This is a genomic window from Paenibacillus sp. TSA_86.1 (assembly GCF_052691815.1).
The window spans coordinates 47,856-61,347 of the sequence record NZ_JBQZGE010000009.1; the positions used below are offsets into that span (position 1 = coordinate 47,856).

At 46.4% G+C, this 13,492-nt stretch carries 13 protein-coding genes; 8 read left to right on the forward strand and 5 right to left on the reverse strand.

The genetic code is table 11. From position 1 onward, the window contains the following. Positions 1-18: 18 nt before the first annotated feature. Positions 19-231, reverse strand: a complete 213-nt coding sequence (locus tag ACUTVW_RS17610) for a hypothetical protein (protein WP_123064805.1) — start codon at positions 229-231, stop codon at positions 19-21. 236 nt (positions 232-467) lie between these two features. After that, complete coding sequence (locus ACUTVW_RS17615; protein ID WP_445646990.1) at positions 468-1,007, reverse strand: DoxX family membrane protein; 540 nt, start codon at positions 1,005-1,007, stop codon at positions 468-470. A gap of 346 nt (positions 1,008-1,353) precedes the next feature. Between ACUTVW_RS17615 and ACUTVW_RS17620 the strand changes: the two genes are divergently transcribed. The 4 genes from ACUTVW_RS17620 to corA all read left to right on the forward strand — a co-directional run bounded on the left by ACUTVW_RS17620 (position 1,354) and on the right by corA (position 5,671). Beyond that, complete coding sequence (locus ACUTVW_RS17620) at positions 1,354-2,424, forward strand: DUF3048 domain-containing protein (RefSeq protein WP_445646991.1); 1,071 nt, start codon at positions 1,354-1,356, stop codon at positions 2,422-2,424. Between the two features lie 362 nt (positions 2,425-2,786). Further along, complete coding sequence (locus ACUTVW_RS17625; RefSeq protein WP_434748046.1) at positions 2,787-3,404, forward strand: DUF47 domain-containing protein; 618 nt, start codon at positions 2,787-2,789, stop codon at positions 3,402-3,404. Between the two features lie 14 nt (positions 3,405-3,418). After that, a complete protein-coding gene (locus ACUTVW_RS17630) occupies positions 3,419-4,408 on the forward strand; it encodes an inorganic phosphate transporter (protein WP_434748045.1) in 990 nt (329 codons plus the stop codon). 303 nt (positions 4,409-4,711) lie between these two features. Continuing rightward, positions 4,712-5,671 carry a magnesium/cobalt transporter CorA gene (gene corA, locus ACUTVW_RS17635; RefSeq protein WP_445646992.1) on the forward strand — a complete coding sequence of 320 codons (960 nt, stop codon included), beginning with the start codon at positions 4,712-4,714 and terminating at the stop codon, positions 5,669-5,671. Positions 5,672-5,882: 211 nt separating this feature from the next. On the opposite strand, the gene ACUTVW_RS17640 is transcribed toward corA, so the two are convergent. After that, positions 5,883-6,971, reverse strand: a complete 1,089-nt coding sequence (locus ACUTVW_RS17640; protein WP_445646993.1) for a DNA alkylation repair protein — start codon at positions 6,969-6,971, stop codon at positions 5,883-5,885. 200 nt (positions 6,972-7,171) lie between these two features. After that, on the reverse strand, positions 7,172-7,804 hold the full coding sequence (locus tag ACUTVW_RS17645; protein ID WP_445646994.1) for a tyrosine protein kinase: 633 nt from the start codon (positions 7,802-7,804) through the stop codon (positions 7,172-7,174). Positions 7,805-8,303: 499 nt separating this feature from the next. Here ACUTVW_RS17645 and ACUTVW_RS17650 point away from each other — a divergent pair, with 499 nt between their 5' ends. Continuing rightward, the gene (locus tag ACUTVW_RS17650) at positions 8,304-8,594 is read left to right on the forward strand and encodes a YerC/YecD family TrpR-related protein (protein ID WP_017690665.1); all 291 of its coding nucleotides are present in this window, start codon (positions 8,304-8,306) and stop codon (positions 8,592-8,594) included. A 3-nt stretch (positions 8,595-8,597) separates the two neighbouring features. After that, a complete protein-coding gene (locus ACUTVW_RS17655) occupies positions 8,598-9,377 on the forward strand; it encodes a sirohydrochlorin chelatase (protein ID WP_445646995.1) in 780 nt (259 codons plus the stop codon). A gap of 110 nt (positions 9,378-9,487) precedes the next feature. On the opposite strand, the gene ACUTVW_RS17660 is transcribed toward ACUTVW_RS17655, so the two are convergent. Next, positions 9,488-10,186 carry an NPP1 family protein gene (locus ACUTVW_RS17660; RefSeq protein WP_445647086.1) on the reverse strand — a complete coding sequence of 233 codons (699 nt, stop codon included), beginning with the start codon at positions 10,184-10,186 and terminating at the stop codon, positions 9,488-9,490. Positions 10,187-10,757: 571 nt separating this feature from the next. Here ACUTVW_RS17660 and ACUTVW_RS17665 point away from each other — a divergent pair. Together ACUTVW_RS17665 and rlmD are read left to right on the forward strand one after the other, a co-directional pair. Next, positions 10,758-11,642, forward strand: a complete 885-nt coding sequence (locus tag ACUTVW_RS17665; RefSeq protein ID WP_445646996.1) for a diacylglycerol kinase — start codon at positions 10,758-10,760, stop codon at positions 11,640-11,642. A 144-nt stretch (positions 11,643-11,786) separates the two neighbouring features. Next, positions 11,787-13,397, forward strand: coding sequence for a 23S rRNA (uracil(1939)-C(5))-methyltransferase RlmD (gene rlmD / locus ACUTVW_RS17670; protein ID WP_445646997.1), 1,611 nt, complete (start codon positions 11,787-11,789; stop codon positions 13,395-13,397). Positions 13,398-13,492: the final 95 nt, after the last annotated feature.

The window sequence follows — 13,492 nt, forward strand, 5'->3', positions numbered from 1 at the left end:
TTAGTGTTCATGACAGGACTATTTGCGAAGTTCGAATAACTCACATTCGGTACGTGAATGGTAGGCCAGTTCACTGACACTGGACTGAACAACAACGGTTTTCTCGTCAAAACGAATGATAATGCCGCCAGAGTCGATCTGGTGATTATCTTTGAATACCCTGATTTTATGTTTTAAGGTCATGGCTTCCTGGAAATCGGCATCAGTTTCGAGACGGCGCTGCGTAGGCATAGGGATACTCCTTCTGTTCTGTTGACTTTATAACCATCATAATATGGGATTCTACTAGTGAGCAAGTGTAGAGCCTTGGATGCACAATGGGTTGAAGACGGCAGTGGCTGGGAATAAGAGCAGATGATTGTAGGTTGTGGTTGTCAGGTTCTGAACAAACGAATGAAAATAATGCAATAAAAAGCCCTGCTTCAAGGGGAGGAAGCGGGGCCGAATATCTTATATACTTTTAATGATTAAGCTGTTTTTTTAGTGGGTGTGATGGTTGGCGTGTCTGTTGGCTGAATGCTTCTGTCCTTATTGAACAATCCGCGAAGGTAAGGCAGCACCCAATGATCCAGACCGATTTTACCAGCATTTGCACCAGCGACAACGATGAAGATTTGGAGCAGAACCAGTTGAGCATTCGTGCTTACTGTACCCGAGAAGAGGAACGCGAAGTTCATGACCATCGCCATCAGTGCTGCAACTGTTGTGAAGCATCCAAGGAGGAGTCCCAAACCTACCAGGAATTCACCGAGCGGGATCACGAAGTCGAATAATCCGGCATTCGGAATGGCGAATTTCTCAAGAAACGTTGCCCACCAAGCTTGAACGGCTGGATGATCGCCTGTTGCTTTTTCAAGTGCTCCTGCAAGGAAACCTCCTGCTTGGAATCCGCCAGTCAATTTGCTCCATCCGTGAGTCATCCAGTCATAACCGATATACACCCGAAGTACTGTCAAAATCCACATTGCCACTTTGTTTTCTCTAAGCCATTGATTGAAGCTAAACATATAAACCACTCCTTTTATGGAATCTAGTGTGTGTTGTTTTTGTTTTTCTAAGTGATCACCTTTGATGTCTTTATTGTATAGTCCGATGATGCTTTTGTTTGTGATTAAAATCACAATCTAGTTCAAATTTTAAGTAAGGTTTAAGAAGTTCACATTTAGGACATATTTATTTGCTCATTTCATGATTCAAAAGTGATTTTTGAGCAGAGACAAGGCTTACTAGGCGCAGACAAAACGGAAGTGTTGTGATTAAATGGAAAGAAATACGAGAGATGGTTGTCTGTATGAGAGAAATATCACATGACAAACAGATGAGAGTCAGCCAAATCATTCAGGAGGTCCTATATTGAAGTCTTTTTTTTGGAGCAAAGCCGTATCGGCAGCATCAATCTGCTTTCTTGCCATGAGTCTTGCTGCTTGCCAGAACAAAGAGGTCGCCCAAATTCCCCAGCCGGAGCCCACACCTGCGCCCGTTCAAGAAGAGAAGCCTGTGGAGGAACCTGTTAATTCTGGCTTTACGGCCCCTTTCACGGGACTAGCCGTGGAGAAAGCGTCTACGCAGCGGCCGCTGGCAGTGATGATCAATAATGCTCCAGCAGCACGTCCCCAATCGGGGTTGAGTGCAGCGGACATTATTATTGAGGTGCTTGCCGAAGGCGGCATTACTCGTTTCATTGCCATTTTCCAGAGTGAAGGGGGAGCAGAGACGGTTGGCCCTATACGCAGCATTCGCCCGTACCTTATCGAACTGGGTGAAAGTTATGATGGGCTGCTTATTCATGCCGGAGGTAGTCCGGAAGCCTATTCGATTTTACAAAAACAGCGTAAACAGCATATGGATGAAATTTCGAATGGCGGGCCTTACTTCTGGCGTTCCAAAGACCGTAAAGCTCCTCACAATCTATATACCTCTGTGGACAAGCTCAGAGAAGGAGCAGGCAAGAAGGGGTACAGTCATGAATTCCAATCTCCTGTGTACAAGTATGACGAGGCAGGAGCCACGTCTACGGGGGAGAACGCCAAGCGGTTTGAAATCCATTATTTATTAAATAGTTATAAAGTAACGTATGATTATGATGAAGTTAGCGGACGATATATGAGATTGGTGAATGGGAAGCCAGACAAGGATAAAGATAACGGTAATCAGCTTGGTGCAGCGAATATTATTGTTGCAGGGGCAGACCATAAGGTGCTCGACGAAGTAGGCAGAATATCTGTCAATCTGGATTATGGCGGTGAGGCAATGTTGTTTCAGAAGGGCAAGATGATTCGCGGGCAATGGGTTAGAAAAAAAGGGGATATTATTCGTTTTGTGAAGGATGGACGTGAAATGAATCTTGTACCGGGAAAAACCTTTATTAACATCGTACCCAACCATCCACAATTTACGGATCATGTGAAGCTGGCAGAGCAATAACAGACAATAGACAAATATCAGAACAGTCGGATGAATCATCTGTGCAGGATGAAATGAAAGAAATCGCTGAAAATAATGATGGAATGTTGACGATGTGTTGTCGTAAAGTGGCGCTTTTTATAAAAAATTGCTTTGGGTTATGTGTCGACTTTTGTGCAATTTTGTAAACGCAGTGTAAAATCCGAGTCTGATTTTGCCATAATTCCAAATAATTACGATTCATTTCAGGTTAATATGAGAAGAATATAAAAAAGGATCACAGCTTTTGTACAAACCATGAAACAAATATGATAAGATATCAAAGGTTGTCATTTCATGTTTCATCGGTTATCGGCGCAATTTCTCGAAGAGGGGATAGAGCTATGAAGATTAAGAAGAAGAAGGACATATTTTTTGAAACACTGGAGAACATGGCAGATACGGTTGTTCAAGCGGCAGATTACTTCTCCCAGCATATTTCCAACCTTCAGGATGTAACTCTTTTTGCTAATGAAATGAAAAAGTACGAGTCTAAATGTGATGACTACGTGCACACGATCATTACAGAACTCAACAAAACATTTATCACGCCGATCGAACGCGATGATATTATGGAACTGACAACAACTCTTGATGACGTATTGGACGGCATTGAAGCAACAGCTTCCCGTTTCTATATGTACAATTTGGTGGAACCAGACGAATATATCATTCAATTTGCAGAGATTTTGCGCGAATCGGCTTACGAAATCCAGAAGGCGATTCATTTGTTATCCCAGAAAAAATTGCTGGCGATTCGGGAATATACGATTCGTCTGAATGATTTGGAAAACCAAGGCGACGAAGTATTGCGTAACTGCATCAAGAATCTATTCGCTACTGTATCCGATCCGATTGAATTGATCAAGCGCAAAGAGATTTACGAACGTCTTGAGACAACAACGGATGCTTGCGAACATGTTGCGAACGTTCTTGAATCCATCATCATGCGTAATTCTTAAGGAGCCAGAGAATAATGGAAACAACGATTTGGGTATTAGGTATAGTCGTCTTCCTTGCACTGGCGTTTGACTTCATTAACGGATTTCATGACACAGCCAATGCCATTGCGACCTCGGTATCAACACGTGCACTGACGCCGCGCCGTGCCATTATTTTGGCAGCGGTAATGAACTTTGTCGGTGCGATGATGTTTACAGGCGTGGCGAAGACGATTGGGGGTAGCGTGACCGACCCCACCAAGCTTGAGAACGGGATTGAGGTCGTCATTGTTACCTTGATTGCCGCAATCATCTGGAATTTGGTGACCTGGTGGTTTGGAATTCCTTCCTCCTCTTCACATGCATTGATCGGAGCGCTCGCAGGTGCTGTACTCGTCGGAGCCGGTTCGGACAAAGTCAAATGGAGCGGATTCTCAGATATCGTCGTAGGTTTGCTGATATCACCTCTGATTGCCTTTGCCATTGGTTATATCGTCATGACGATTCTCAAATATGTGTTTGCGAAACGCAGTCCGCACAATGTGAATAAAGGCTTCCGTACGGTACAGATTTTCACAGCTGCCCTGCAGGCATTTACGCATGGTACGAACGATGCACAGAAAGCGATGGGGATTATCACATTTGCACTCGTCGCAGCCAAAGTACAAGATAATCTCGATGTACCGCTGTGGGTTAAAATTTCCGCAGCAACAGCTATGGCCCTGGGAACATCAATTGGTGGATGGAAAATCATCAAAACGATGGGGACCAAGATTTTTAAAATCGAACCGATTAACGGCTTTGCTGCCGATCTATCTGCTGCATCCGTTATTTTCTCAGCAACATTGCTGCATCTCCCGGTAAGTACGACACACGCGATCACGTCCGCGATTCTGGGCGTAGGTTCGGCGAAACGTTTCTCCGCTGTAAAATGGGGACTGGCTGGACGTATTATTATTACGTGGTTCATTACGATTCCAATTACCGGAGCCCTTGCAGGTCTGTTGTACTGGATCATTTTCTAAATTGTTGTCAACAGAAGAGCCAAGTATTCGTGGATCGTATACAGCAAGCAGGGCGCTAACCTGTTTATAACCATGTGAATATCGGGATATGTGGATAATTATACAACGAGTTGAAGAAATGCCTGTGCACGCAGGTGTGGACAGGCTGGATATGTGGATAGCCATCCGTGGAATGATAAACCAAAAGAAACCTTCCTGTGGATAGGGGAAATGAGAGAAGCCAACCGGGTTGGCTTTTTTTGTTGTCCAGGTTGTACAATGAAATGAAGAACTTTGATCAGAGACAAGGACGTGGTCTAAACCATGATTCGCACACTTGCCATTACACAGGATCATCAAATCACGGTGAACATGCCGCTGGAGCAGCTGGATTTGAACGATTATGCCTGGATATGGGCAGATTTCAACCAGCCTACGGAGGAAGAAAGCCGGCTGCTGGATACATATTTTCATTTTCACCCGCTCGCTATTGAAGACTGTTTGCATGTATTACAGCGTCCAAAACTGGATTACTATGAGAATTTGCAGTTTCTTGTATTACATGCGCTGAATCCAGCCACGCTCGAGGCAGAAGAGGTGGACCTGTTTCTGGGACAGAACTTTCTGGTGTCCTTCCATCATGGGAAACTGGAAGAAGTGGATGAGGCCTGGGATCGGCTGCTGAAACATGCACATGAACGTACAATCTGGGCAAGAGGACCGGTGGCAGCAGCATATACAGTAATGGACAAACTGGTTGATCATTACTTTCCGTCGTTGTTTGCCATAGAGGATGAGCTGGCTGAACTGGAAAACCGAGGTGGTCAGGAGTCGGTGGAAGAATTGATGAATCAGGTGTTTGACCTGCGTAGTCGACTCTTGAAGCTTAGACGTACCGTTGTCCCGATGCGGGATCTTCTCTACCGGGTCATTAATTCGCAGCATGTACAGCGAACGGGAGAACACACCGCGTATTTTACTGATATTTATGACCATCTGCTCAAACTGACGGATATGATCGAAGCGGATCGGGAGATGACGGCAGACCTGCGCGACAGTTATATCTCGTTGAATTCGAACCGGATGAATCAGATTATGAAAACACTGACGGTCATCACGACGGTATTTATGCCGCTAACCTTAATTGCAGGCATTTATGGAATGAACTTCGCCCATATGCCGGAACTTCAATGGAGGTATGGCTACGGTGCTGTGCTTTTACTGATGTTTGTTTTAGGGGGCTGTATGGTGGCCTGGTTTGTGAAGCGTGGCTGGTTTAAGTAGGCTGGATGGTTACACGGATAAAGATAAAACATAAAAAACATAAATGTGAAAAGAGCAAAAAAAGAGCCGTCAGGCGAGCCGCGCGAGCAAACGAGAGATCGTTACTCCAAGAGTGGTAGCCTGGCGGTCATTATTTTCTATCCACATGTGCATAAGTGATTCGTTAATACAAACTTGTGCATAACTAAATGGAGTTCCACGTTCCGAGGTTTTAGTCTGCCTCAAGCACAAAAGAAGCGGTCTCCGTTTCCTGCCCATTTACAATGATCGTGAGCGTGTGCAGACCTGGGTGATACTTACGTGTGGTAATCAGTTTGAACGATTGTTTTGTAGCGACCTTGCTGCGGCCTTCTGCATACATTTTGTCAGAGCACTTAAAACGTTTGGGTGCCTGTTTGCCATTAGCCTTCATATATCCGATCTCATATTCGAGCCTCAGCATTTGTGGTTCACCACTTGTATTGACCACATCAAATGAAAAATGAAGATCCTCACCCGTGGCAATCTGATCCCGATCCAGCTTCAGGTTTTCAATATGAACGGCCTCCTGCTTATGGTAGCCGAAGAGGCTCAGTGCAGCAGGGTGACCTTTTTTGAGCAATGAACGACTCGCGTGACGGATAATCCAGTCGGTATGCGGGTGTTGACCGTACCAAGTTTTAGCCAGATCAAGAACAAGATTCGGATGATCTTTGGAAATATCGTTCAGATGGTTCGCTACACTTTTTCGTACATATAGGGATTCGTCCTGTCGTAGCGCATGCAGGATTGGAAGCACGGGTGTAGGATCAACAATGAATTCCCCGAGCTTGGCTCCCCATGGCAAACGAGGACGGCTGCCTTCGCTGGCCAGCCTGCGAATATGCTCATCGCTGCTCTCCGTCCATTCCATCATATGTTTCATCGTCTTGAGTGGATAACGTTGAATGAACGGCCTTACTGCAAACTCGGAGCTTGAATACGGTGTAAATACCGTAAGATACTTCATGGACAGCTCGTACTTGTCCGGTGCAGTCCCATTCACTTCAATAAAGTCAGGCACAAAAAGATATTCAACACCCCGCATCTGCGGAGCTGCCTGCTCTAAAATATGTAATGCTTCTTCGTAATCGGCCGGCAGTACCTGGGTCAAAGATTCCGTGATTCGGCGAATCCTTGCCTTGAACTCCAGCGCTTCCCAGCCTTCAGCGAAAACCAGTTCCCGAAATTGCTGTGTCTGTAGCTGAGGATAAAATTGATGCAGCTGATTGCCGGTACGATCAATGAGAGCCGGTGAATACTTGTCTTTGAACAGTTCCATGGTCTGCCTCCTTTAGATTTCTTTAGTATACCTCATTTTCCAGTAGTGAGAACATAAGTTCTTAAATATTTTATTGAATGTAACATTTCTAAACAGAGAGCAGGGCCAAGGGGAGCGGAGCATGGACGAAGCCATGTGTTATGTGTTGCGCAAAAAAAGGTTAAGGCACCCGCCTTCTGAGAGGGAGTGCCTGGATGGAACTAGCTTTTGCGTCTTTTGGGACGCGGTTTAGCCGCTGCCGTTTTACGGCGAGCCGGAGACGAGCTGCGTTTCCGCTGCGTACCCGTCGTTTTTTTGCGGCGCTTGCGCGGGCGTGGCTTCGAGTATTCTTCGAAGTCGGCATCCGCCTCGCTGCTGCTATTTTTATTTTTTCCAAACGGCAGAATGCCCATCACGAGCTTCATCATCGGTGCCATCTGCTGAATGCCGCCAACCACTTTTTGCATTTTGGCAACGCCGTTCATGATACCGTCGATGCCGCCAAAGCGGTCAATCATTCCTTTTAATTCACCCAGATTGGCGAGGGAAAATCCGGAACTACCTGAAGAGGCAGGAGCTGGGTCAGGAACGACTGGAACAACCGGAGTTGCACCTGCGTAGAGGTTTCCGGCAGATCCGCCTTGCCCGTAAGGTACAAGACCGGATGCTTCGACTTCAGCGAAGCCCGGGTAAGTCGGATGAACTCCAGGGTACATCGGCTGAAGCTGAGCTTCATTCAAAGAGCGTGGCACAGTTTCATAAGGTACATATGCCGAAGTGCGAGCTTGCCGCTGAACATGAGGAGCCGGACGCTGCCTTGTTCCGGGCTGGCGATGGTAATAATGCTGTGGCATGAACGATCACGTTCCTTCTATATTAGATTTTTCGGAATTGTGTTCCACCATAGATTTCGGAATTCCGTTGCATCGAGAAATCAATCGTGTGGGATAAGACAATAACAAGCAGGGTGGAACTCCCTTTTGATATACTGTATGTCATTCGCGGAGAGGCGGCGTAGGCAGATGTCACGGAAAACGGGATATTTGCGGATTTGGGCGCAGATTGTGCCAGTGTGTTTAGAAGATGTATTTAGGAATAAAAATGAAGTTTGGACACAAATTTGTAACAATTTGAAAGGTTGAAATCCTAGATAAATAATCGGAAATGTTAACCTCAAGTGGGCAAAAAACGGGATATTTATGCTTGATGTCCACCCTGAGAGGACAATAGTACTGTTTGTAAGCGGTAACATGTGTTTTCGTTCTGTAGTGCGTGAAATCGTTAACGCTTGAAATACCAACTCAGGGTAGGTACAATGTATGTACACAGTAACCGCTAGGGGATGATGATAAAATGCAGCTGAAAAAGCTAAATGATAAAAGCATTGAACAACTATTTGAGGCCATTTTGACACTAAAGGATATTGAAGAGTGCTATGTCTTTTTTGATGACCTCTGCACCGTAAACGAGATTCAATCCATGTCTCAGCGGCTGGAAGTGGCACGTATGCTTGGCAAAGGTAACACCTACAACCAGATTGAAGCGGAGACGGGCGCAAGCACGGCTACGATTTCGCGTGTTAAACGTTGTCTGAATTACGGTAACGATGGTTATAAAATGACACTGGAACGCCTGGGACGCTAAGTTATGAAGAAGCCGGGTGTACTCATCATTAGTCACGGTTCACAGGAGAAGATCTGGGTAGAATCCGTCGATGACGCGATTTCCCGGTTGAATCTGCCTGATCCGTTACCTGTTGAAGCCGGATTTCTGGAATTGGTGGATGGGCGTTTGATCCAGGACGGTATTAACCGGCTGGAGGCTCAAGGTGTGACCGATATACTGGTTGTGCCTCTGTTTGTATCGTCTGGCAGTACCCATGTGGATGAGATAGAATATGCGATTGGGGCGAAAGATGCACCTGAACGTGAAACGGATCTCGAACCATTTGAAGTAAAAGCCCGGGTTCATTTTGGTTATCCGATGGATCATGATCCTGATATTGCGGTGATGGTGTGGGATAAAGTTCGGTCACTGTCACAGCAACCTGAGCAGGAGACGATTTTACTTGTCGGACATGGCAGCATCCATGATGGATTCCTCCAGCGCTGGGAAGCAGGCATTTCCTCCCTTGCGCAGCATGTACATGAAGTTAGCGCAGTTGCTCATACGGACTATGCGTTGCTGAATCCGGAAAGTGTGTATGACAAGGTGAAATACTGGAGCGAAGAGCGTGGAAGTCGCGTTATTGTGGCACCGCTGTTTTTGAGTGCAGGTTATTTTACGCAGCATGTTATTCCGAGGCGGCTTAAGGATCTGGAATATGCATATAGCGGTGAGACCTTATTGCCCCATCCATTGCTGGGTCAGTGGTTGGAGCGCCAGATTCACGTTTTGCTGGAACGGTGTAATAAGGTTGAAGATTAAGTTAGCTGGAGATTGAAAGATGTAAGGTATCAATGGAATTTTCTATTTTTGTACAACGTAAAACCACGTCCAACGACGTGGTTTTTTTGTGTAAATGAATGATCTACTAATTATCTAAACCAGGCTTTATTCAGATTGTTCGCAAAGTTGTTGTCGTTAAAAGGTACATTGGCACTGCCAAAGTCCGTTGTATTCAGGGCATTACGTGCTGCTGGAGTCAGGTCGTCCCAACCGATGAGAGGCTGCGTTCCGCCAACAACGTTGGTAACACCGAGCTCGTGGTTGAGCGGCCAGGTGCTATTATAGGAGATTTTCGGATGATCGCCCTGCATGTTGCTGTTGTTTGGAGATACTTTAGTAAACTGACCATGACCAGAATAGGCGATGGAGAGTACTTTCGGGTTGGCTACAGCCGGATTATCTACCCATACCACAATGCCTTCCCAGTCATGACGATGTCCAAATCCGGGAGAAGGATTGTCTTTAGGGAAGTACCATGCGTACATGATTGCCCATACCCCATTGTGCCAAGCAGAACGGGAGTAGACCTGGCCCAGGTTGGAGCCGCAGCCACCATTGTGTGATCCGGATGTTGCCAAGCCGGCACTGGTGTTGCCGTGGGCATCAACGGCAGGAAAAGGCACACATCCATGATAAACCTTCAGGAACGGTTGAAAACGTTTGGCTGTAATCTGCGTGGCAGTTACGGGTGTGACCTCCTGGAAACCGACGACTTGATCATGATTAATGACAGCAGCTTCAACAACGGTGCCTATAGGCAAGTAGGCGAGCAGGGTAACCATAAGCATAAGTACAAATTTCTTTGTTTTGTGCATCACGTAACACTCCTTTGTAAACGTAGTAGAGTGAAGCAAGTTATGTATAGATGAGTTTTGTACTTCAATGGTACTGGAAAAATATTGATTTGATTTATATTTTTATATTAAGATTTGTAAATTTGCCGTATATTTTTGTCATAATTGAATGATAGCAGTAGAAGGTACGAAGATTAATTCCTGTTCAAGCGGGCAGAATGGAAGATCAATGGGTACTTTTGAAAAAGAAGGATGTTGGATCAGTTTCAAGTTGGCTATGCCATGTTTATTAGGATAAAGGACTTTTTGAGTTATGATTTGTGCAAAAAATCACGGCTCAAATAGGCTAGGACATCTTTACATTTGATGATATGATAGAAGTAATCGCTTTTGGAATGAGACGAAATTCCTCTGGCATAGTTATATATGGAACGAATTGTTCGGGCAGGATTAACGGAAAGTCATGATTGTATTAAGTTAAATAGTACCTCTTGGTGGACTGATGCAGCGTAAGAAGATGAGGTCATTCTGACTCATGGATAATGTGGAATAGGTGGCGTATCAGATGAAAAGTGCTCGATTAATATATAATCCGACTTCAGGCCGGGAAGAAATGAAGAAACGTCTGGCTGATATTTTACAGCGTTTGGATCAAGGCGGCATAGAGGCTTCGTGTCACGCAACAACGGGGGAAGGCGATGCAACCCGGGAAGCGGAAATTGCGATTGAACGCGGATATGACATGATTATTGCTGCTGGTGGGGATGGCACGTTGTATGAGGTTATTAATGGGATGGCCGAGCGGGAGAATCGTCCTCCGCTGGGTGTATTTCCTTTGGGAACGACTAATGATTTTGCACGTGCGCTGGGTATTCCAAGACAATGGGAAGATTACGTAGATCTGGTTATTCAACAGCAGACACGCCCACTTGATCTGGGCAAGGCGAATGACAGGTATTTTATCAACATTGCCGGCGGCGGATCGTTAACCGAACTGACTTATGAAGTGCCGAGTCGTCTGAAAACGATGATTGGGCAACTGGCCTACTATATGAAGGGTATTGAGAAAATGGCGAGCTTGTCCCCGCAGGAATTAATCATTCGTGCGCACGGCCAGGAAGAAATTCATGACGAATTCATGCTATTCCTCATTGCAAATACCAACTCCGTCGGCGGCTTCGAGAAGCTGGCTCCGGGAGCAACCATCGATGATGGGATGTTTGATGTAATCGGTGTACGCAAATGTAACCTGGCGGATATGATTCGTCTTGTTACGTTGGCGCTGCGCGGGGAACATCTGAACGACAAAAAGGTCGTTCATTTCCAGACGGATCACATGGAAATCACTTCACCGGGGTATGTGCAACTGAATCTCGATGGTGAACTGGGCGGTACACTGCCAGCAACGTTTACCAATCTAAAACATCATCTGCAGCTGTTCCATCGGTAGATGTTACAATGAAATAACGTTTCTGAGATTCGTTAGAATTTTGGAACGTTATTTTTGGCGTGATAAGGAAATTCTTTTATTAACTCAAATTCAGCTCACTGTCATTGCAGGCGGTGTACTATATAAGAAAGAAGTGAACATACGTTGTCTAATACGAACCGCAGCGGTCGTGGAAAAAACCGCCGGAATTCGGCTGCCCCTCAGGGAAAAGGGAAAGCTTCAGCTTCCCGTCAGCCAAGTCAATCAACTCGTCCATCTACAAGTCAGTCAGGTAAAGAGGTGCGGCCACACGGTGCATCTCTTTCTGGTGTGCGTTCCAAAGGCAGAGCGCGTGAATCCGCGCCAATCGAAGGATTGCCTGTTAGCAAAAATGAAGAAACCGTCATTGAGATCATTGGCATGAACCATGACGGCGAGGGTGTTGGCCGTGCGGACGGATACACACTGTTTGTGCAGGGGGCTCTTCCGGGAGAAACCGTGCGCGTGCGTGTCATGAAAACCAAGAAGCAATACGGCTACGCCAAGTTGCTGGAGATCGTCAAAGCTAGTCCGGACCGTGTATCCGCACCATGTCCGATCTACGATCAATGCGGCGGATGCCAGATTCAACATATGAGCTACGCTGGTCAACTGGCGTGGAAACGTCAGCTTGTGATCGATAATTTGCAGCGGATCGGGAAGCTGAACGTGATGGTGGAAGATACCACGAACAAAGAAAATACAGAACACGCGATTCGTGTCCTGCCAACGATGGGCATGGACGAGCCGTGGCGTTATCGGAATAAGGCACAGGTGCCGATTGGGGTGACCGAAGGCGGTTTGGTGGGTGGTTTTTATGCCAAAGGAAGCCACCGGATTATCGACATGGAGACCTGCCTTATTCAGCACGAGCACAATGACGAAGTTGTGGCGAAGGTGAAGGAAATCGGCAGTCACCTTGGAATAAGTGCATACAACGAAGAAACAGGCCGGGGTCTGTTGCGTCATGTCGTGGTGAAAAAGGCGTTCCGTACAGGTGAGATGATGCTCGTGCTGGTGACGAATGGTCGTGATATTCAACACAAAGACGAGTGGATCGGCAGTATCCGCGAAGCGATTCCGCAAGTGGCGAGCATCTGTCAGAACGTGAACAAAAAGCAAACGAACGTTATTTTCGGCGATGAGACCCGTGTTCTGTGGGGCCGGGATGTAATCTATGATTTTATCGGGGATGTACAATTTGCGATCTCTCCGCGTTCGTTCTATCAGGTCAATCCGGTACAGACCGAAGTGCTGTATGGAAAAACGGTAGAATACGCCGGACTGAGCGGCAAAGAAACGGTTATTGATGCGTATTGCGGCATCGGAACGATCTCTCTTTTCTTAGCGCAGCATGCGGATCAGGTGTACGGGGTAGAGATTGTGCCCGAGGCCATTGAGGATGCGCGCAGTAATGCGATGCTGAATGAGATGCGCAACGTCAAGTTCGAAGTGGGTGCCTCCGAGGACGTCATCCCGCGCTGGAAAGAACAAGGCATCGAAGCCGACGTCATTGTCGTTGATCCCCCGCGCAAAGGCTGCGACCCGCGTTTGCTCGATACCATCCTGGAGATGAAGCCGGAACGCGTGGTATACGTGAGCTGTAATCCGAGTACCTTGGCACGTGATTTAAGAGTGCTGGAGGATGGCGGATACCGTACGGTGGAGGTAACGCCGGTGGATATGTTCCCGCATACGGTGCATGTGGAGTCGGTAGCGATGTTGGTGAGGGAGTAGTGTTCTGGGGTCCTATGTATTTGTTTAAATAGCTACTTAGCCCGAAGCTTCTAAAGTTCGGGATATTGTTGTTTTTACCCAAATAATATATTTAG